A 19,449-nucleotide genomic window follows, 5' to 3' on the forward strand; every position below is an offset into this window, starting at 1 on the left:
TGTATTCCAAACGACAGGGACATGTTTGAATTTGATCAATATCTTGGATTTCTCGCCTTCTTAACCATCGTAACCATTGGTTTCTGGTTAATGATTTTCCTGCTCACTTTTGTAGTACCCTACTGGTTGATCGGGAATATTCGCGAGCTCCTCAAAGAAAAGCGGGAAGCCCGCAAAGCGCGTAAGGCTTAAGGCTACCCAAATAAAAAGTAAAAAAGCGGCAATTTGCCGCTTTTTTTTGTGCTTCTTTTCCCGAGACGTTGATGCCTCGCGAATCCGGTATTAATCCGAAAATCCTCCTTCGTCTTCGAAGTCTCCATCTCCCCCGCGTCCCCCGCGTTTCTTTTGCTCGTTAAAGCGATAAACAAAGGAAAGGAGGCTCTGACGGACCCGCCATTGAAATTCACTGTCTGAGGTAAAGAACTCCGTTTCGGTAAAGGAGCGCCGCTTCCTGGAGTTGAAAACATCGCGGATACTTAAGGTAATGGTCCCGTTCCCTTTGAGAACATCTTTACTGAAAGCCGAAGTCATTGAGAAAATCCCTTCAGTTTCGGTCTGGGCATTCTGGTTCGGACCGCGGTAGAAAATATTGTTTTGCCATTCGATAGCCCAGGGGAGGGTAACTTTAGATCCCATCCGGGCAAACCAACTCGTATTTTTTGCACCGTAGTCTACCCCGTTGAATTCTCCCTCGGTATCGAATTGGAAAAAATTAAAACTCGCATTCAGCCTTAACTTCCTTGAGGGATTGTATAATAAGCTGGCCTCAGCGCCGATACGTTGGTTGGTAGACAGGTTAATTGGAATGGATCGGATTATTTCTATCCCGTCTGTAGTAGTTTGCCCGGTAGACTCCTGAACCCTTTCAAAAGCGCCGGTTTCCCGTTGGTAGTAAATTGAGGAGCTCAGCGTTATTTTGGACCATCGTTTGAGATAGCCCAAATCAAAGGTGTTGGAGAAGGCGGGGTTCAGGTTCGGATTTCCCTGGAAAACGTTGGTTCGGGAACTCCGGGATGGAAATGGATTAATGAACCAACCCCGTGGCCGGTTGATCCGCCGGTTATATCCCAGGGTAACATTCTCATTTTCGCCTAATTCGTAGATCAGGTTTACGGTAGGGAACAGCCCTAAGAAGTCCTTAGTGAAATTTACATCGACGTCTACACCGAGTTGTTCTTCTAATTCACTTGGGTCGAATTCGGATTCCAACCGACCGCGAAGCCGGGTGTTTTCGAGTCGCAAGCCCAGGAGATAAGAGAATTTTCCCATTTTATCACCGAACTGGGCGTAGGTAGCGAAGATATCTTCGTTAAAGGTGAATTCGTTGGTCAGGGTCTGATTGGTTACGAACTGGCCTGTACTTTGGTTCAGGGAATCCAGGCGGTAGTCTGTAAACGATTCCTCCAGGTCTACACGGAATCCGGCTTCGAATTGCGAGTCCCCGAGAGGAAGCACATAATCGGCTTGCAGGAGGAATTCCTTTTGCTCTTCCCGCTGATCCTCCAGCTCAAGGGCAATGAGATTGTTGTTTGGAAAAGTATTTCGCTCTTCGATATCGGCTCCGGCATCTTCTGAATCCCTTCCGATTTGCAGGTCTGCCGTTAACTGGTGGCCGTCTTCATTAAAGCGATTGATGTAGTTCATGGACCACTGGTAACTCTGGTCCTCTTCCTTTTCGGACTCCGTCCTGAGGGTACGGCTGTCAATATCGGTGCCGACAAAGCGTACGGTATTATTCGAGGTTACATCCTTGTCGTTCCCCGAGCGGAAAAAGAAACTTCCCGTAATGCTCGATTGTTCGTTGAGGAACCACTCCAAGCCAACATTGGCATTAAAGCCCCGGTCGAGCCGCTGAATATCCCGATCCTCAGTAATACGATCAAAACTGCCTGAAGTGTAGGTGTTGTCAAAGAAGCCATTTCCCGGACCTTCCCGATACCGGTATCCTATGGTGCTGAATATGTTGAAATCGTCGTTGCGCAGGTTGGTGTTTATCGTGGTTCCCCCGGTGAGCGGATCTCCGATAAAGCTATTGATAGACCCATTGAATCCCAGGGTTTTCTCTTTTTTGAGAACAATGTTGATAATACCTGCTGTCCCTTCGGCATCATAGCGGGCCGACGGGCTGGTAATTACTTCCACTTTTTCAATCGCATCAGCAGGTAATTGCTGCAAGGCATCTGTGGATCCGAATCCGGCCAGGGCCGAAGGACGGCCGTTAATCAGGATACGTACATTTCCATTCCCCCTCAGGCTAATGGCCCCCTCGACATCTACATCGATCGAAGGCACGTTATTAAGGGCGTCGGAAATAGTTGCCCCGCTATTAGTCAGGTCTTTTCCAATATTGTAGATCTTTTTGTCGAGTCGGACCTCGACCGTAGTCCGCTCTCCAACAACTTCCACTGCTTCGAGCTGGGCAACATTAAGGCTCAGGCTAATATTTCCCAGATCCCTGGACTGGGTTAGGGCTTGATTTTCGAGGTTGTAAGTTGTGTAAGAGATGTATTCTACTCGGATGTTGTAGGTTCCGCGGGGAGCTTCAACTTCAAACTTCCCGTCGAGATCGGTAATCCCCCCGGTAACCGAGCTGGGATCATCGGCTTTTTGAAGAACGATAGTAGCGAATTCGAGGGGGCGGCCTGTTTCCTGGTCCAGTACAGTTCCCGTGAGGGTTATATTGCCACCTTGTCGGTTGTTGGGGCCGCTGTTGGGACGTTGGGCCAGCGTGCTTAAGGTGCTTAGTACTAGCAGTAGCGCTAAAATGTTCTTCATAAAATCTATTCAGGTTTCTGTTTCTTTTTTTTCCTTTTCTTCTCTTTTTTAAGCTTCTTGGTGTTGTACCGGTTCTCTTTTAGTGAAATCATTGCCTCGAACTTTTCGGGCGGCAATCCGGATTCCAATTCGGCGCGTTCGGCGCGTTCGATCTTTTCAAGGGCCTCGCGGGTTTGGTCTGCAGGCAATTCCAGAATCTGTAATTCAATACGTTGCTGAACATAGCGGGTGAGAATGGAACTGACCACAGCGGCTTCAAAGGGATCCAATTCCACCGCTTCAATGATTTCAGGCATCTCGGCTTCTACCAATTCCTCTGCGGTTTTGGGTTCCGGTTTGCTTACCGGCCCCTGTGCCTGGGGAATAGCAGGCCTGCCAATCCGACGGTTTCCCATTGGGGTTTGTGCTACAAGTGAGCCTGTCATCAAAAGCGCAAAAAAGATGAAAAAGTTTTTCATGTCTTCGAATGTTAGATTGTTTCCTTCAGGGATAGTTTAAGCCCTGTTGGTTAAAGTATTGTTAATTTAAAATTGGGTCCATAAGTTCCGCCGGACGTGCGACAACTGCCTGGTTTCCCCGGGTAATGATGGGACGTTCAATGAGCTTCGGGTGTTTTGCTAAAGCTTCGATAATCTCAGCGTCATTTAGCTCCCGGCCTTTGTACTGCTCTTTCCAAATTGTTTCTCCTTTTCGCACGAGTGCTAGTGGGGAGATTGCTAATTTTTCGAGCAGGCCTTTAATATCGGACTCGGACAAGGGATTCTTCAGGTATTCGATTACTTCAAAATACTTGCCAGAGGCTTCAAGCCGGGCCATGGCTTCCCGGGATTTACGACATCTGGGGTTGTGATAAATATGAATCATGGGTGTGTGAATTGGGTTGGGGTTTATTCCAGCAGTACGGTTTATGTGTTCTCCTGTCCGGTCATCATGAGATAGGCCTTCAGGAAGGCATCCAAATCGCCATCGAGAACGGCATCCACATTACCGGTTTCCTCCCCGGTGCGGACATCTTTGATCATCTTATAGGGATGCAGCACATAGTTCCGGATCTGAGAACCCCATTCAATTTTCATTTTAGAAGATTCGATCGCGTCGCGGGCTTCCTGTTTTTTACGCAATTCAATCTCATAGAGCTGCGACTTCAGCATTTTCATTGCCGTAGCCCGGTTATCGTGCTGGGATCGTGAATCGGAACAGGAAATCTGAATCCCGGTTGGTTTGTGTACCAACTGGACCTTTGTTTCGACTTTGTTCACATTTTGCCCCCCGGCGCCGCTGGAACGGGCGGTGGTAATCTCAATATCCGCCGGGTTGATTTCGATTTCAATACTATCATCGACCAGGGGATAAACATAAACCGAAGCAAAAGAGGTATGTCTTTTGGCATTGCTATCAAAAGGGGAAATGCGCACCAGGCGGTGAACCCCATTTTCGCCTTTCAACCAGCCAAAAGCGTAATCTCCTTCAATTTCAAGGGTTACGGTTTTGATTCCGGCCACGTCTCCATCCTGGTAATTCAGCTCCTTTACTTTATAGCCGTTCTTCTCGGCCCACATGATGTACATGCGCATGAGCATGGAGGCCCAGTCACAGCTTTCCGTGCCGCCGGCTCCGGCTGTAATCTGCAGGACGGCGGTCATCTCATCTCCTTCGTCCGAGAGCATATTTCGGAACTCGAGTTTCTCTATAGCCGATTCCGCTTTTTCCAGTGGCTTTAATACCTCCGCCTCTGTGGCTTCTCCAGCCTCCTGAAACTCCAGTAGGACCTCTGCGTCTCCCAGTAAACTTTCAGCTTCTTCGAATTCTTTTACCCAACCCTTCAAGCTTTTAAGGCTTTTCATGAAGGCTTGTGCAGTAACCGGGTCATCCCAAAAGCCAGGGACCAGGGTTTTTTCTTCTTCGGTCTGAATTTCGATGCGTTTGGCATCTATGTCAAAGATACCTCCTTAACGCACCGAGGCGATCCATAAGTGATTTGAATCTTTCCAATGGGAAATTGTTTTCGTATTGCGGCTCAAAATTACGCCTTTTTCAAGGTTTAGCGCGCAAATCTTGTAGGCTATTGCTGGGATTGAACAGCAACCGCATGCTGGCTGGTGTTTTCGCCCTCACCAAATACAATTCCCTTGAGCGGGGCACAATCGTCGTAGTCCCTGCCATGGGCCACTTTTATGTGATTAGAAGCTGCCAGGATGTTATTGGTAGGATCAAACCCGATCCAGCCGATCCCCGGCACCCAGGCTTCGGCCCAGGCGTGCATTTGAGCGTCCCCGAAATAGCCTTTGCCCTGGTGTAAATAGCCGGAAACATACCGTGCAGGTATTCCTTTGTTTCTGGCCAGGGCAATGAATAAATGGGCGAAATCCTGACACACCCCTTTGTTTAAGCCCAGCACTTCTTCCAGGGAGGTATCCACATCAGTTACCCCAGGGGTGTAATAGAGGTATTCGTAAACCCAGGTATTGAGGGCTTGTAATTTTTCCAGATAGCCTTCCCCCTGATCCCAGGAATAGAGCGCTGCAGATCCCGGAGGAAGTGTGGTCAGGTGGGTAGGCCGGATATATCGGGCAAAGGTGAGGCGAAAGTCTTGTAGCTTGAGTTCAGGACCATTGAACGGCGGAACCATTTCCGGATTGAAAGCGAAGGGGTTAACAACCTCTTTGATCAGACTGATTTCGGCAGTAAAGGAAATACGGGAAACGGGTCCTTTGCTTCGCACCCGGATGGTTCTAAAGCCAAAACCTGAATGGGACAGCTCCCAGTAAGCTCCCAGGGAATTACTGAACTCGAATTTCAGGTGGTGCTGACTCTCATTTTCGAGGGGAAGGATCAGAAACTGCCAGGTAGCTGCCGTTACCGGATAATCGTAGCTATTTTCGGCATTGTAGGTGATTCGGAAACAATCGGCCATTCTAATAGTGAAAAAATTCCTTCTCCATTCGACTACCAATTTCGGTGAGCTCGGAAAAGATATGATCGATATATCCCTGGATATCCCCTTCGATATCCTCAATGCATTTAAACTGGTATTCGGAACGAATTTTGCCAACGAGGAAGGCCGTTGAGTCCTTATCGTCTATTTTCATGGGATTCAGGGAAACCACATGGCGATAAATCTGATTCAGGGCATTCATAACTGATCTCGGGCAGCGGGGATTCAGAATGAGAAATTCAAGGGTGCTCAGGCTCGATGGCGATTTCTTGTACAGTCTGCGCATCATATCGTAAGATTCGGCACATTTGAGCAGCGTAGTCCATTCGTAACTGTTGCGAAACCTATCGCCATAACTGCCTGGGGCAAGCCGGGCATCATTATACTTGGCGTTTATCATTCGCGTAATCTGTAAGGCCCTTTCCATGTTCACCCCCATCATAATAATGGCGTAGATCTCATCATGGAGTAACGTACCGCGGATTTTTGCGCGAAGAATCGCAGTGAGCTCGGTAACCTGGGATGTGTACTCAAACAGTCCAGTTTTTACAAAACGCTCCTTGGGGTAGGAGGTCGCGAAATGATAAAACTTATTGACCGACTCGTAGAGTTCTGTTGAAATTAAGTCCCTTGCCGAATGCGCGTTTTCCCGGGCATAACAGATCGAATTACAAACCGATGAAGGGAAATCCTGATCCAGGCCAACCTTATAGAGCACCTCCTGCTCATTTACTTTATCGTTTTTACCGACAGGATCTCCAGCCATAAAGAGTATGGAGCGCAAGACAAAATTCCGCTTTTGGGATTTGGCATTCGGGGCGTCGAGGCTGGAAAAATAATTCACATTCATGAACCGGGCCATGTGTTCGGTCCGCTCGATGTATCTTCCCATCCAATAGAGGTTGTCTGCAGCCCTAGCCAGCATTTTTCTTCGATTTTTTGAGTACCCAGGTATCTTTAGAACCACCACCCTGGGAGGAGTTAACGATGAGGTTTCCCCGGCGCAGCGCTACCCGGGTAAGGCCGCCTTTCAAGACAAATTCCCGGTCGCTCCCCATTAGCGCGAAAGAGCGCAAATCTACATGGCGTTGCTCGAAGCTCTGTGTTTCTTCGATGTAGGTGGGATGAACGGAAAGGCTCATGATCGGTTGGGCCACGTATTTTCGGGGATGGGCCCGAACGGTGTTCCGCACTTCTTCTATTTCTTCAGGCGACAGGGTATTGCCTATGGAAATCCCGTAACCCCCGGCTTCATCGACCGGTTTTATCACCAGCTCGGCAATGTTGTCTAAAACGTATTCCAATTCTTCCTTCCGGCTGCAATGATAGGTTGGGACATTGTGCAGAATAGCTTCCTCGCCAAAATAATATTGAATAATCTCGGGCATATAGGTGTAAACCGCCTTATCATCTGCCACTCCGGTTCCGGGGGCATTGGCCAGGGTCACATTGCCCTTGCGATATGCCGCGAACAAACCGGGTACGCCAAGGGTGGAATCCTTTCTGAATTCCAGCGGGTCCAGGAACTGATCGTCAATCCTGCGGTAAATAATGTCTACCCGTTCCCGGCCATGGATGGTTTTCATGTAAACAAAGTCATTTTCCACATACAAATCCCGGCCCTCTACCAATTCAACCCCCATAGTCTTGGCCAGGTAACTGTGCTCATAAAATGCCGAATTATACATCCCCGGCGTAAGGACCACCGTGTTGGGTTTGTCTACACCGGCTGGTTTTACGGTTTCCAGGAGATCCAGCAGGTTTTCCGCATAGTTGGTTACCGTGTGGGCATTATAATGGTTGAACACCCCAAAAAGCGCCCTTTTAAGGGCAGTTCGGTTACTCAATACATAGCTCACCCCGGAAGGACATCGGATGTTATCTTCCAAAACATAGAATTTCCCATCGGTATGCCTGATCAGGTCGGTTCCCGAGATATGGTTGTAGATTCCTCCCGGAGGATCAAAGCCTACCATCTGTTCCAGGAAATTCTCGGAACTTCCCACCAATTCCATGGGTACCACCCCGTCCTTGAGGATGTTTTGTTCGTGGTACAGATCCCATAAGAATGCATTCAGGGCCTTGCAGCGTTGCACAACACCGCGTTCCAGCTCGGCCCATTCGTCTGCTCCGATTATCCTGGGAAATAAATCAAAGGGAAATATTTTCTCATTGGTCTTCTCATCGCTGTAGACCCGAAAGGTTATTCCCTGGTTAAAAAATGAGGCTTTGGCGCGACCGTTCAGCTCGGCATAATCTTCGATACTGTGCTGCCCATATAACTTAAAGAGTTTTTTATAGACATCGTTTACTTCCCCCTGTTGATCATAGAGCTCGTCGAACAGCTTGGGGTTCCGATCGTACTTGGAAAATATACCTTTTTGCTTTTTGGCCATCTGTGTCAGAAAGCAAAGAAAATACGAGGAATTCAGCAGAAATGAAAGGAGACAGCCGCTTTTTGCCATTTAGGGCTGAGGGACTACCTGAATTATCGAAATTCTTAAAATCGCACAGACTAAATTGCCAGGATCGCATGAGAGAAATTTCGATTTTACCTACTTTAGCTCAAAACCAAAGCATGAAAAACTACCGAATTCTCCTGAGCCTGATCTGGCTCCCGTTTTTGCTACAAGGCCAATTTTCAGAGAAGGTCGAGAAATGCCAGAAGTTTGAGGGATATTTTAATATGTATTGGGATGAAGATTCCGGTAAATTATTCCTTGAAATCGACAAACTGAACCAGGAGTTCCTCTATGTATATGCGCTTAGCAGTGGCATTGGAAGTAACGACATTGGATTGGATCGCGGCCAATTAGGCGGGGAACAGGTTGTGGTTTTTAAGAAAATCGGTAATAAAATTCTGATGATTCAGCCCAACCTGGACTATCGTGCACTTACCGACAATGAATTGGAAAAGAAATCGGTAGAGCAGGCTTTTGCAAAATCTGTTCGCTTTGGTTTCCCCATAGTCGAGAGCGATGGGGCTAGTCATTTAGTTGACCTTACCCCATACCTTATGCAGGACGCGCACGGCGTTTCTCAGCGCCTCAAACGAACAGGGCAGGGGAGCTACAGTCTGGACGCTTCCAGAAGCGCCGTTAATCTGGAACGCACCAAGGCATTTCCAAAAAATTCTGAAGTTGATGTTTGGCTGACCTTTAAAGGAACTCCGCAAGGGGGGAATATTCGTTCGGTAACCCCGGATCCCGGGGCAGTAACGGTTGCACAGCATCATTCATTTATCGAATTGCCGGAACCTGGATTTCAGCAGCGGGCTTTTGATCCCCGAAGCGGTTCCTACCCCTTTGCGTATTACGACTACGCCACCCCGGTAGAGGCCTCGTTGATTAAACGATATGTTCCCAGGCATCGCCTTGAAAAGAAGGATCCGGGAGCTGCTGTAAGTGAAGCCGTGGAACCGATAATTTATTACCTGGATAATGGAACCCCGGAGCCGGTTCGTTCGGCTTTATTGGAAGGTGGACGCTGGTGGAATCAAGCCTTTGAGGCTATTGGCTATAAGGATGCCTTCCAGGTGAAAATGCTCCCCGATGATGCCGACCCTTTGGATGTCCGTTACAATGTAATTCAGTGGGTGCATCGCTCTACAAGGGGATGGAGTTATGGGAGTAGTGTCCGGGATCCCCGAACCGGAGAGATTATCAAAGGTCATGTTAGTTTGGGAAGCCTGCGTATCCGGCAGGATTTTATGATAGCTCAGGTCTTATCCAATAAACCTTATGCGGAATCCGATGAAAACCACGGTCCCATGCTGGAACTAGCCCTGGCGCGAATCCGGCAACTATCGGCGCATGAAATCGGGCATACCCTCGGTTTTGCACACAATTTTGCAGCCAGCACCAACGATCGTGCTTCGGTAATGGACTACCCGCATCCCTTGATCCTGCTGAATGATGAAGAAATCGATTTTTCCCAGGCCTATGATACGGGTATCGGGGAATGGGATAAGGTATCTGTAGCGTACTCCTATTCGGATTTTCCGGAAGGGACCGATGAATCCCTTGCCCTGAATAAAATCCTCAATGATGCGGCACAGCAAGGACTGCGGTATCTAAGCGATCAGGACGCGCGTGCCCAGGGGGGTGCAAATGCTCAGGCTCATTTATGGGATAACGGTGCTGGGGCTGCCGAAGAATTGAATCGGGTTCTGGAGGTCCGCAGGCAGGCCATAACCAATTTTTCCGCAGACAATGTTCCTGAAGGCACCCCGTATTCCGTACTGGAGGACGTATTTGTCCCGCTTTACTTCTTCCACCGCTATCAGACCGAGGCAGCTGTTAAGCTCGTAGGTGGAATGGAATATAGTTATGCAGTTAAAGGCGATGGGTCGCAGCCCTGGAACTTGCTACCTGAAAAACAACAGGTTCAGGCACTGGAATCGGTGCTGGCAACGCTGGATCCACAGGTGCTGCGAATTCCACAGGAAGTCCTGCGATATTTTCCGCCCAGGGCCATTGGATATGGTGCAGGCCGGGAATCCTTTAAAGGTCGTACTGGGGTTAGTTTTGATGCCCTTGGGGCCGCCGAAACCGCAGCAGATATGACCCTTGGCTTGTTGATGCATCCCCAGCGGGCCTCCCGGCTGGTACATCAGAAGGCCATGTTCCCAGCGCAACTCGGCCTGGAAGAAGTACTGGATAAGCTGCTTGACCAAACCTTTTCGGCAAAGACCTCGGATTCTATGGAAGAAGCCATAGCCGGCGTGGTCCGATTCCGGGTATTGCATCACTTGATGTTACTGGCAGCGAATCAATCGGTTCACCCTCAGGTAAATGCAATGGCCCAAGAGCAACTTGATGCCCTGGGAAAATGGGCGCTTGACCGCAAAGATGCTCAGGCTGCGGAGTTGTACCGCCGCATCCGTTCATTCCGGGAACATCCGGAGTTACACAAGGTGCCCGATGTACCGAAAATTCCGGATGGATCGCCAATCGGAAGTACAGATCCCGGTGCAGCCTGTAGTTACCAGGAATTCAACCCATGGAAGTAAACCTGATCAGTGATACGGTTACCCGGCCCACACCGGGCATGATGGAAGCCATGATGCAAGCTGAGGTCGGTGATGATGTCTTCAAGGAAGATCCGACCATCAACGCACTTGAAGCTAAGGCCGCTGCAATGTTCGGCAAGGAGGCTGCCTTATTTTTTCCAAGCGGAACCATGGCGAACCAGACCGGGATCAAATTGCACACCCGTCCCGGAGATCAGCTAATTTGCGATAAGTACGCCCACGTATACAATTACGAAGGAGGAGGGGTCAGTTTCAATAGTGGTGTCTCCTGTAAACTCGTGGATGGTACCCGTGGAATGATGGAAGCCGACCAGGTGGCCGCTGCTGTGAATCCCCCTGATTTTTACCACAGTCCGCGAACCTCTTTAGTTTGCGTTGAGAATACCACCAATAAAGGGGGTGGCGCCTGCTGGGACCTGAAGGCTCTTCAAGAAATACGTGAGGTATGCGATGCACACGGATTGAAATACCACCTGGACGGAGCGCGTATCTGGAATGCTGCGGTCGCTAAACAACAAGACTTTAAGGACTTTGGGAGCTTGTTCGATACCTTAAGCGTGTGTCTCAGCAAAGGATTGGGATGTCCTGTTGGATCGTTGCTAATCGGATCTAAATCCGATATGGAAGAAGCCCTCAGAATTCGAAAGGTTCTGGGTGGTGGAATGCGACAAAGCGGATATCTGGCTGCAGCCGGGATTTATGCCCTTGATAACCATATTGAACGCCTGGTAGCCGATCACCAGAAGGCCAGTGAACTTGGAGCCTCGCTGGAGTCACTGCCCTTTATCAAAAAGGTAGAACCTGTTTCGACCAATATTGTAATCTTTGAGTTGAACACGGATTTACTCAGTGAGGCAAGCTTTATGCAAAAAATGGATGCCGCAAAAATTCGCCTTATTGGAATGGGCCAGGGGAAGTTACGACTGGTCACCCATTTGGATTACACCGCAGCCATGCACCAGTACGTCCTGGAGACGTTTTCAGCAATTGCAATTTAGATTAGCCGAGGCTACTGTCAAGGATCCCCGCCTGGGTATTCCGTATCCCATTTTCCATACCCGCCTCGGAACCATAAGGTTTACTGCGCCCCAGTGTTTTCCCCTGCGGATCTTTCAGGGCAAACCGGAAATGCCCTTCATGGTCGGTTAGTCTTTCAAAACTGCCCGGATGTTTTATCCGCGGCTTTATTGCGGTAATGGCTTCCCTGACGGCTTCCTGATTCTCAAAAGGCTCGCTTTCAAAGAGAGGGTTGCCCTGGGCACTTTGCACCACAAAGAAGTAGTGGGAATCTCCTTTATTTTCAATTTTCAGCATAGCTACTTCATAAATTGATCCATGCCTGGGATGTTTGGCATACCTTCCCGGGCAACGGCTGCCATTTCGGTATTATGTACTTCCTCAGCTTTTTTAAGGGCCCGGTTCAGGGTAAGCAGTAAGTAGTCTTCCAGGGCATCCTTGTCCCCGAGGAGTTCTTTATCGATCTGAATCTCCCGGATTTCGCGGTTGGCGGTTACTTCTACCTTCAACATGCCTTCGGCACCTTCCTCCTGCAACAGCACACCGTCTAATCTTTTCTTAGTCTCCTCAGCTTTCTGGCGGGCTTCTTTGAGTTTGCCCATCATTCCCATTAAATCTCCAAACATCGGTAAGCGATTTTATTTTAGCTTAAAGGTAAGGCCTTCGCTTTACTATTCCATGGGAAAGGCTATTTTTGCGTCCGCAAAATATCCACAAAACCTTGTCTGCACCCCGCGCCAAACAAATTGAATTTACACATCGCAATCACGGCGATGAGCGTTCCGATCCCTATTACTGGTTGCGGGAACGGGAAAATCCCGAGGTGATTTCCTATCTGGAGCAGGAGAATTCATTTTTCAAGAAACAGACCGGGCATACCGAGGAATTCCAGAAGCAGCTATTTGAGGAGATGAAAGGGCGGATAGTGGAAGACGATACTTCGGTACCCTATAAGCGAAACGGCTATTGGTATGTAACCCGATTTGTAAAGGGAGGTCAATATCCTGTCTACACCCGACGCAAGGAAGTAATGGAAGCGGAGGAAGAATTGCTTTTTGATTGCAATGCTCTGGCAGAAGGGGAGGAGTTCTTTGATATGAAGGGAATCTCCATTAGTCCGGATAACAAACTCGCTGCCTTTGGGGTGGATACCTTGGGACGGCGGGAGTATGCCTTGAAAATAAAGAATCTGGAGACCGGAGAATTGCTGCCGGTTACTATGGACCGGACTACCGGTAGCTCGGTATGGGCTGCAGATAATCGTACCCTGTATTACGTTCGTAAAGATCCGGTAACGCTCCGGGCCAATGCCATATACCGCCATATTTTGGGGGAAGACCCGGCTAAAGATGTACTGGTTTATCAGGAAGAAGATGAGACGTTCAATACCTACGTATACAAAACCAAATCCAGAAAATACATCGTAATAGGCTCGGTAAGCACGCTAACCAGTGAATATCGCATCCTGAACGCCAATGACCCCCTGGGCGAATTTAAAGTATTTGCACCCCGGCAGCGTGGCCTGGAATATGCGATTTACCACTACGGCGCGCATTTTTATGTCCTGACCAATAAGGACGGAGCTACGAATTTTAAATTGATGAAAACGCCGGAATCCGACACGGGCTATTCGGCCTGGGAGGAAGTTATACCTCACAGGGAAGACGTATTGCTGGAGGATATGGAGCTTTTCAAAGAATACATGGTGCGTTCAGAGCGTCACAATGGCCTCACGCGCATCTTTATCGATCGCTGGGACGGTACCGCTTCCTACGAAATCCCCCTGGAGGGAGAGACTTACGTCGCTTATCCTTACGTTAACCTGGAATTCAATACCCGGGCCTTTCGCTATGTGTTTAACGCCATGACAACGCCTTATCGCATCATGGAGTTCAACATGGACACTAAAGAGCAAACCGTACTGAAACAACAGGAGGTCCTGGATCCGTCATTTGATCCGGACAATTACGGATCTACGCGTATTTGGGCAACGGCGCGGGATGGATCAGAAGTTCCGATTTCCCTGGTTTACCACAAGGATACCCCCAGGGACGGCAGCAGCCCGCTCTTGCTTTATGGCTATGGTTCTTATGGGAGTACCACCGATCCCTATTTTTCATCGGTTCGATTGAGCCTGCTGGATCGCGGATTCATATTTGCTATTGCCCATGTGCGAGGAGGAGAATACCTGGGTCGCCCCTGGTATGAATCGGGCAAACTCCTTCAGAAGTGGAATACCTTTAACGACTTTATCGATTGTGCGCATTGTTTGGTCGCTGAAAAATTTACCCGACCAGAAAACCTCTATGCTGCAGGGGGTTCAGCGGGAGGTTTGCTCATGGGGGTAATTGTTAATGAGGCCCCTGAGCTGTTTCACGGCGTTATAGCAGCAGTTCCGTTTGTGGACGTGGTTACCACTATGCTGGACGAAAGCATACCCCTGACTACCGGAGAATACGACGAATGGGGCAACCCTGGCGATCCGGAGTATTATGCTTACATGAAAAGCTATTCTCCTTACGATAATGTAAAGAAACAGGCATATCCCCATTTGTTGGTTCTGGCCGGATTGCACGATTCCCAGGTGCAGTACTGGGAGCCCGCCAAGTGGGTAGCGCGCCTTCGGGAGCTGAAAACAGATTCCAACAGGCTTTACCTTCACACCAATATGGATGCCGGGCACGGCGGAGCCTCCGGGCGTTTTGAAGCACTTCGCGAGACGGCCATAGAATATGCCTTTTTACTGGATTTGGCCAACAGGATGGCTTAGAATGAGCCGCTTACAGCTTTAATCAGGCATCTTTTTGGGTAGGAAAAACCAGACTCTTTTTGCTTAAAAACGGGCTAGTTTAAAAAAAATACTAATTTTGCCCCTAGTTTTGGTTTATTATAAAGCCATGCCTAACCCAAACGTATGAAACAAGAGATTAAGGCCTGCGACAGTATCCTGGAGCTTATTGGCCAAACCCCCTTGGTTCGATTGAAGCAGTTGACCGCCGGGTATTCCGGCGAATTTTTTGCAAAGTTAGAGGCCTTCAATCCCGGACATTCCTCCAAAGACCGTATTGCCCATTACATAATTGAACAGGCCGAAGCTAGCGGTTTGCTCAAACCGGGTAGTACCATTATTGAAACTACCTCAGGTAACACAGGTTTTAGCCTGGCTATGGTAAGTATCGTTAAAGGATACGACTGTATTCTCGCTGTTAGTTCCAAGTCTTCAAAGGACAAAATCGATATGCTCCGCTCAATGGGAGCAAAGGTGTATGTGTGTCCGGCACACGTTAGCGCAGATGATCCCCGTTCCTACTATCAGGTAGCAAAGCGCCTGCATCAGGAAACTGAAGGGTCTATTTATATCAACCAGTACTTCAATAAGTTCAATATTGAAGCCCATTACCGCACTACAGGTCCCGAAATTTGGGAGCAGACGGCTGGTCAAATCACGCATTTGGTAGCTTGTAGTGGAACAGGGGGAACCATTTCCGGTACTGCCCGTTTTCTGAAGGAGCAGAATCCCAACATCCGAATCCTCGGAGTGGATGCTTACGGTTCCGTGTTAAAGAAATTCCACGAAACAAGGGAACTGGATCGTGATGAGATTTATCCGTATCGTATTGAAGGGCTAGGGAAAAACCTGATCCCAGATGCTACCGATTTCGATACCATTGATCGTTTTATCAAGGTTACGGATGAAGAAAGTGCTCATATGGCTCGTAAATTGGGCCGTACAGAGGGTATTTTCTCCGGATATACCAGTGGCGCTGCTATGCAGGCCGTTCACCAATTACAGGAAGAAGGGGAATTCGACGAGAACAGCAAAGTCGTCGTAATCTTCCCGGACCACGGATCGCGCTACATGAGCAAAATCTACAGCGATCACTGGATGGAGGAGCAGGGCTTTTACGACAGCAAGCATGTTGGGGAAACCCAGCAGGTGGAAGTGATCAAGTAGTTCCTGCCTAATTACCGTATTTACACTACAAGCCAGTGGTGGGATTTATTATGAATCCTGCCTACTTTTTTTTACTTTTGCCCCAAAATCAACCCATTAAATCGCCGGACCTTCGGGCCGGTTGTTTTTTTGGATTTTTTTTCAACCAAGCGAAACTGCATGAAAGATTTATTTGATCGGATTATAGAGAATAAGGGACCTTTGGGAAAATGGGCAAGTCAGGCCGAAGGCTATTTTGTGTTCCCAAAATTAGAAGGGCCGATTTCGAACCGCATGAAATTCCAGGGCAAGGAAGTGATTACCTGGAGTATCAATGACTATCTGGGTCTGGCCAATTTGCCGGAGATCAGGAAAGTCGACGGGGATGCGGCTCATGAGCATGGTGCGGCTTATCCTATGGGCGCCCGGATGATGAGCGGTCATACCGATTACCACGAGCAGTTAGAAAAGGAGCTGGCCGCCTTTGTCAGCAAGGAAGCTGCCTACCTCCTGAATTTTGGTTACCAGGGAATTATGTCCGCCATTGACGCCCTGGTCAGCAAGGACGACATCATTGTTTACGACGTGGATTCCCACGCCTGTATTATCGATGGGGTACGCCTGCACATGGGAAAACGCTTTACGTTTAAGCACAACGATATTGCTTCGCTGGAGAAAAACCTCGAACGCGCTACCAAAATGGCTGAACAAACCGGCGGTGGGATCCTGGTGATCTCCGAAGGTGTTTTTGGGATGCGAGGCGAGCAGGGTAAGCTCAAGGAAATTGTAGCACTCAAGAATAAATTCAAATTCCGCCTGCTGGTCGATGATGCCCACGGGTTCGGAACACTCGGCAAGACTGGTGCCGGGGCTGGTGAAGAACAAGGAATACAGGACGATATCGATGTCTATTTCGCCACATTTGCGAAGTCCATGGCCGGAATCGGCGCCTTCCTGGCGGCCGACGCTGAAATCATCGAATATCTCAAGTACAACCTGCGTTCTCAGATGTTTGCCAAATCCCTGCCAATGGTCTATGTAAAAGGAGCCCTGAAGCGATTGGAAATGCTGCGCACCATGCCTGAACTCAAGGCAAAGCTTTGGGAAAACGTGAACATGCTTCAAAATGGTCTGAAGGAACGCGGTTTTGATATCGGGTCTACCTCGAGTTGCGTAACGCCAGTGTACCTGAATGGAAGTATTCCTGAAGCCATGGCGTTGGTGAAAGACTTACGTGAGAATTACGGTATTTTCTGCTCAATTGTAGTGTATCCCGTAATACCTAAGGGCTTGATCCTCCTGCGTATGATTCCAACAGCCACGCATACTGCTGCTGATATCGAAGAAACTCTGGAGGCCTTTTCAGCGATCCGAGAACGTCTGCAAAATGGAACCTACAAGCGGTTGTCTGCTGCAGTAGCCGCAGCAATGGGGGAATAAGCAATTTACTTTTTTACTTACCTGATTTTCAGGACGCTATTTCCTTTCGGAATGTAGCTCGTCGTCTGTATACCTCGGGCTGAAAATTCTTCCAAATCTTTTGGATAGCAAGATTGTCGGCCAATTCCGGAGTGCGGTAGCACATCTCGACATTTTTCCGCTGGAATATCTTGTAATATTCGTTAAAGATTATGGCAGTAACCCCTTTGTTCTGGTATTCCGGGAGGATTCCGATCAGATAGAATACAGCGTCGCGGTTGTAGCGCTTAGCCCGTAATAAATGGATGAATCCGAAGGGAAATAGCTTGCCCCAGGCTTTCCGCAATGCTGTAGAGTAGGAAGGCATTACGATAGCGAAGGCGATTATCTTATCATTCTTGTCTACAATGAACTTGATGTATTCCGGGTTTATAAAACTCAGGTACTTTTTCTTGAAATATTCCCGTTGTGCGGGACTTATGGGAACGAAAGAAGCCAATGAGGAATAGGAGCTGTTAAAGAGATCAAACATCTGGTCGGCCAGGGGCATGATCTCTGCCGTATTCGTAAAATTTAAAGGTCTCAGGCCGTAGCGTTTCCTGATGATTTCCTGAATTCTCACGAAGTTCGCCGGATCTGCATTTGAGGCGGGAAACCGACTTTCGATATATTCTTTTTCCTTGGCAAAACCAAGGTTTTTCAGGTGTGTTGCATAATAGGGGTAATTGTACCAGGTAATCATGCTTCCCATATGCTCGAAGCCTTCGGTTACAACACCTACCTTGTCTAAATTAGAAAACCCCATGGGACCTTCCATGTAGCTGAGGCCTCGCGCTTCACCATAGCTTCTGACGGCCTCCATCAGGGCCCTGGAAATTTCCGGATCGTCTTCGAAGTCGAGCCATCCAAACCGGATTTTAGAGAGCCCTTGCTGCTCAATTTCAATACGGTTTACAATGGCAGCAACTCTTCCTACAATCTTGTTTTCGCGATAGGCAAGGAAAAACCGGGCTTCGGCTTGTTGAAATACGGGATTGTGGTCTGAGGAAAGACTTTCGAGTTCTTCTGAAATAATGGGGGGGACCCAATAGGGAGAATCCTTGTATAACCGGAAAGGAAATTTTACAAAGGCCTTTAATTCCTGTCTTGTCCGGGCCTCTTCAATGCGAATCATAGTCTGCTCTTGCCAGTCTCCAATATTAGGAAACTTCTGGCAGAGCGTAAAACCCTTTTGCGTTAATCCTGGAAATCGTAATCGTCTTCTTCCTCCTCGTTCCCCTTGGAGCGTTTCTTATTGCGTTTTTCGGCTTTACGGCGGGCTTTGCGTTCTGCTTTGGATCCACTACCACTTTTCTTCATGGCATTGCGGCTAATTTTATCCTGATCCTCGATGGGAATTAATTTGTCCTTGTGGTAATCGAGGCGGTAGGATACCCCGCTGGCTATAAAGATGCGACTTGGGGTATTTTTAAAACTCGCTCCCAGATTTAGGTCGGCCTGGAAGTTTTTATTGAAGAGATAGGCAATCCCTCCACGGAGTAAAACATCGGAGTAACGGTCGCTCTGAATCCCCTGGTTTTCGGCGAAAATACTCCATCGGGGATTTCGGAAAGCGTGGGATATGGAGACGAGATAACTCCATTCGGGAAAATCGGATCCGATCCGGTCGTAAGCGATATTGGTAACCAGCACAAAACGCGGACTCAGTCGGCTTTGAGTGGCAACCATAACACGAGGCGATACCGTTGGTTCGTCTACGGGATAGAAGGGATTATCCCCCAGTACAAAATTTGCCCCGGCATAAACCGCAACAGAAGGGATAAGGTTTTTCCATTGAAAGACATTATTAGCACGCCAGCTCCGAATATTGGGTTTATTGCGCTCCGGATTTTTGTATCGGTCATAGATCAGATACTTAAGTCCGACGCGATTTCTGAAGAAATCGGTGTAGTTATCGGACCGTCCGATATTTATAAAATCAATAGACTGGTTCTGGTAGATCCCTTCCCAAATAATTTCCAGGGGTTCAAATAACAGCCCGTATCTCAGGGCAACATCGACCCCAAAGATGCCCGATTCCGTATTGAGCAAATCGTGATCCTGTTGCTCAAAGAATAATCCGGACTCCAACTGCACAACGCCACGGCCCACCGCGTAGGCGCTTTGCGCTTTACCCGGGCGGTTGGAATTGATTACATCGGTGTACTGGGAGGTTACCAGCATCGGAAAAAGTCCGAAAACACTGCCGATTATAAGGGCTCGAAAGCGCAGGCTGATCGTTCGGAAGACTGCCATTTTTGGAATTATTTTAGGACATTTGTACTGCTTATACAACGC

Annotated in this window: 17 protein-coding genes; 6 read left to right on the plus strand and 11 right to left on the minus strand. The window is 48.4% G+C overall.

Annotated features, from left to right (window positions below):
* The first annotated feature begins 21 nt into the window (after positions 1–21).
* A complete protein-coding gene (locus tag BM318_RS08625; protein WP_092982226.1) occupies positions 22–192 on the plus strand; it encodes a hypothetical protein in 171 nt (56 codons plus the stop codon).
* Positions 193–282: 90 nt separating this feature from the next.
* On the opposite strand, the gene BM318_RS08630 is transcribed toward BM318_RS08625, so the two are convergent.
* From BM318_RS08630 to BM318_RS08660, 7 genes are all read right to left on the minus strand, one after another.
* A complete protein-coding gene (locus BM318_RS08630) occupies positions 283–2,775 on the minus strand; it encodes a TonB-dependent receptor (RefSeq protein WP_092982227.1) in 2,493 nt (830 codons plus the stop codon).
* Between the two features lie 5 nt (positions 2,776–2,780).
* Entirely contained in the window at positions 2,781–3,233 is a 453-nt protein-coding gene (locus BM318_RS08635; RefSeq protein ID WP_143099948.1) for a hypothetical protein, read from the minus strand.
* Between the two features lie 61 nt (positions 3,234–3,294).
* A complete protein-coding gene (gene arsC, locus BM318_RS08640) occupies positions 3,295–3,639 on the minus strand; it encodes an arsenate reductase (glutaredoxin) (RefSeq protein ID WP_092982229.1) in 345 nt (114 codons plus the stop codon).
* Between the two features lie 41 nt (positions 3,640–3,680).
* Positions 3,681–4,746, minus strand: a protein-coding gene (prfB, locus tag BM318_RS08645) for a peptide chain release factor 2 (protein WP_245759844.1) whose coding sequence is annotated in 2 segments (ribosomal slippage) — positions 3,681–4,712 and positions 4,714–4,746 — 1,065 coding nt in all. Because the reading frame shifts where the segments join, the coding sequence is not laid out codon by codon here.
* Between the two features lie 91 nt (positions 4,747–4,837).
* A complete protein-coding gene (locus tag BM318_RS08650) occupies positions 4,838–5,689 on the minus strand; it encodes a transglutaminase-like domain-containing protein (protein ID WP_092982231.1) in 852 nt (283 codons plus the stop codon).
* Position 5,690: 1 nt separating this feature from the next.
* A complete protein-coding gene (locus tag BM318_RS08655; RefSeq protein ID WP_092982232.1) occupies positions 5,691–6,635 on the minus strand; it encodes an alpha-E domain-containing protein in 945 nt (314 codons plus the stop codon).
* Positions 6,625–8,106 carry a circularly permuted type 2 ATP-grasp protein gene (locus BM318_RS08660; RefSeq protein ID WP_092982233.1) on the minus strand — a complete coding sequence of 494 codons (1,482 nt, stop codon included), beginning with the start codon at positions 8,104–8,106 and terminating at the stop codon, positions 6,625–6,627. The genes BM318_RS08655 and BM318_RS08660 overlap by 11 nt, the downstream gene beginning before the upstream one ends.
* A gap of 182 nt (positions 8,107–8,288) precedes the next feature.
* Here BM318_RS08660 and BM318_RS08665 point away from each other — a divergent pair, with 182 nt between their 5' ends.
* Positions 8,289–10,721 carry a zinc-dependent metalloprotease gene (locus BM318_RS08665; RefSeq protein WP_092982234.1) on the plus strand — a complete coding sequence of 811 codons (2,433 nt, stop codon included), beginning with the start codon at positions 8,289–8,291 and terminating at the stop codon, positions 10,719–10,721.
* Positions 10,712–11,740 (plus strand): threonine aldolase family protein, encoded by a 1,029-nt coding sequence (locus BM318_RS08670; RefSeq protein WP_092982235.1) that lies wholly within the window; start codon positions 10,712–10,714, stop codon positions 11,738–11,740. Before BM318_RS08665 ends, BM318_RS08670 begins: the two co-directional genes overlap by 10 nt.
* 1 nt (position 11,741) lies before the next feature.
* Here the strand turns inward: BM318_RS08670 and BM318_RS08675 are convergent, their stop codons facing one another.
* Together BM318_RS08675 and BM318_RS08680 are read right to left on the minus strand one after the other, a co-directional pair.
* Positions 11,742–12,056, minus strand: a complete 315-nt coding sequence (locus BM318_RS08675) for a YegP family protein (protein ID WP_092982236.1) — start codon at positions 12,054–12,056, stop codon at positions 11,742–11,744.
* A gap of 2 nt (positions 12,057–12,058) precedes the next feature.
* Positions 12,059–12,385, minus strand: coding sequence for a YbaB/EbfC family nucleoid-associated protein (locus BM318_RS08680; RefSeq protein WP_092982237.1), 327 nt, complete (start codon positions 12,383–12,385; stop codon positions 12,059–12,061).
* 95 nt (positions 12,386–12,480) lie between these two features.
* On the opposite strand from BM318_RS08680, the gene BM318_RS08685 reads away from it, so the two are divergent.
* From BM318_RS08685 to BM318_RS08695, 3 genes are all read left to right on the plus strand, one after another.
* Positions 12,481–14,529, plus strand: a complete 2,049-nt coding sequence (locus BM318_RS08685; RefSeq protein ID WP_317040353.1) for a S9 family peptidase — start codon at positions 12,481–12,483, stop codon at positions 14,527–14,529.
* Between the two features lie 144 nt (positions 14,530–14,673).
* Positions 14,674–15,714 (plus strand): cysteate synthase, encoded by a 1,041-nt coding sequence (locus BM318_RS08690; RefSeq protein ID WP_092982238.1) that lies wholly within the window; start codon positions 14,674–14,676, stop codon positions 15,712–15,714.
* Positions 15,715–15,873: 159 nt separating this feature from the next.
* On the plus strand, positions 15,874–17,133 hold the full coding sequence (locus BM318_RS08695) for a cysteate-C-fatty acyltransferase (RefSeq protein ID WP_092982239.1): 1,260 nt from the start codon (positions 15,874–15,876) through the stop codon (positions 17,131–17,133).
* Between the two features lie 28 nt (positions 17,134–17,161).
* Here BM318_RS08695 and BM318_RS08700 read toward each other — a convergent pair whose 3' ends face one another.
* Both BM318_RS08700 and BM318_RS08705 read right to left on the minus strand, forming a co-directional pair.
* Complete coding sequence (locus BM318_RS08700; RefSeq protein WP_092982240.1) at positions 17,162–18,286, minus strand: GTP cyclohydrolase; 1,125 nt, start codon at positions 18,284–18,286, stop codon at positions 17,162–17,164.
* A 62-nt stretch (positions 18,287–18,348) separates the two neighbouring features.
* Complete coding sequence (locus BM318_RS08705; protein WP_092982241.1) at positions 18,349–19,407, minus strand: transporter; 1,059 nt, start codon at positions 19,405–19,407, stop codon at positions 18,349–18,351.
* Between the last annotated feature and the right edge of the window lie 42 nt (positions 19,408–19,449).

The organism is Robiginitalea myxolifaciens, assembly GCF_900115205.1.
GTDB classification, from domain to species: domain Bacteria; phylum Bacteroidota; class Bacteroidia; order Flavobacteriales; family Flavobacteriaceae; genus Robiginitalea; species Robiginitalea myxolifaciens.

Excerpts from the sequence above, each read along its gene's own strand:
- BM318_RS08625 (WP_092982226.1), top strand. The coding sequence starts at position 22 with ATGTTTGAATTTGATCAATATCTTGGATTTCTCGCCTTCTTAACCATC.
- BM318_RS08630 (WP_092982227.1), bottom strand. The coding sequence starts at position 2,775 with ATGAAGAACATTTTAGCGCTACTGCTAGTACTAAGCACCTTAAGCACG.
- BM318_RS08635 (WP_143099948.1), bottom strand. The coding sequence starts at position 3,233 with ATGAAAAACTTTTTCATCTTTTTTGCGCTTTTGATGACAGGCTCACTT.
- arsC (WP_092982229.1), bottom strand. The coding sequence starts at position 3,639 with ATGATTCATATTTATCACAACCCCAGATGTCGTAAATCCCGGGAAGCC.
- BM318_RS08650 (WP_092982231.1), bottom strand. The coding sequence starts at position 5,689 with ATGGCCGATTGTTTCCGAATCACCTACAATGCCGAAAATAGCTACGAT.
- BM318_RS08655 (WP_092982232.1), bottom strand. The coding sequence starts at position 6,635 with ATGCTGGCTAGGGCTGCAGACAACCTCTATTGGATGGGAAGATACATC.
- BM318_RS08660 (WP_092982233.1), bottom strand. The coding sequence starts at position 8,106 with ATGGCCAAAAAGCAAAAAGGTATATTTTCCAAGTACGATCGGAACCCC.
- BM318_RS08665 (WP_092982234.1), top strand. The coding sequence starts at position 8,289 with ATGAAAAACTACCGAATTCTCCTGAGCCTGATCTGGCTCCCGTTTTTG.
- BM318_RS08670 (WP_092982235.1), top strand. The coding sequence starts at position 10,712 with ATGGAAGTAAACCTGATCAGTGATACGGTTACCCGGCCCACACCGGGC.
- BM318_RS08675 (WP_092982236.1), bottom strand. The coding sequence starts at position 12,056 with ATGCTGAAAATTGAAAATAAAGGAGATTCCCACTACTTCTTTGTGGTG.
- BM318_RS08680 (WP_092982237.1), bottom strand. The coding sequence starts at position 12,385 with ATGTTTGGAGATTTAATGGGAATGATGGGCAAACTCAAAGAAGCCCGC.
- BM318_RS08690 (WP_092982238.1), top strand. The coding sequence starts at position 14,674 with ATGAAACAAGAGATTAAGGCCTGCGACAGTATCCTGGAGCTTATTGGC.
- BM318_RS08695 (WP_092982239.1), top strand. The coding sequence starts at position 15,874 with ATGAAAGATTTATTTGATCGGATTATAGAGAATAAGGGACCTTTGGGA.
- BM318_RS08700 (WP_092982240.1), bottom strand. The coding sequence starts at position 18,286 with ATGATTCGCATTGAAGAGGCCCGGACAAGACAGGAATTAAAGGCCTTT.
- BM318_RS08705 (WP_092982241.1), bottom strand. The coding sequence starts at position 19,407 with ATGGCAGTCTTCCGAACGATCAGCCTGCGCTTTCGAGCCCTTATAATC.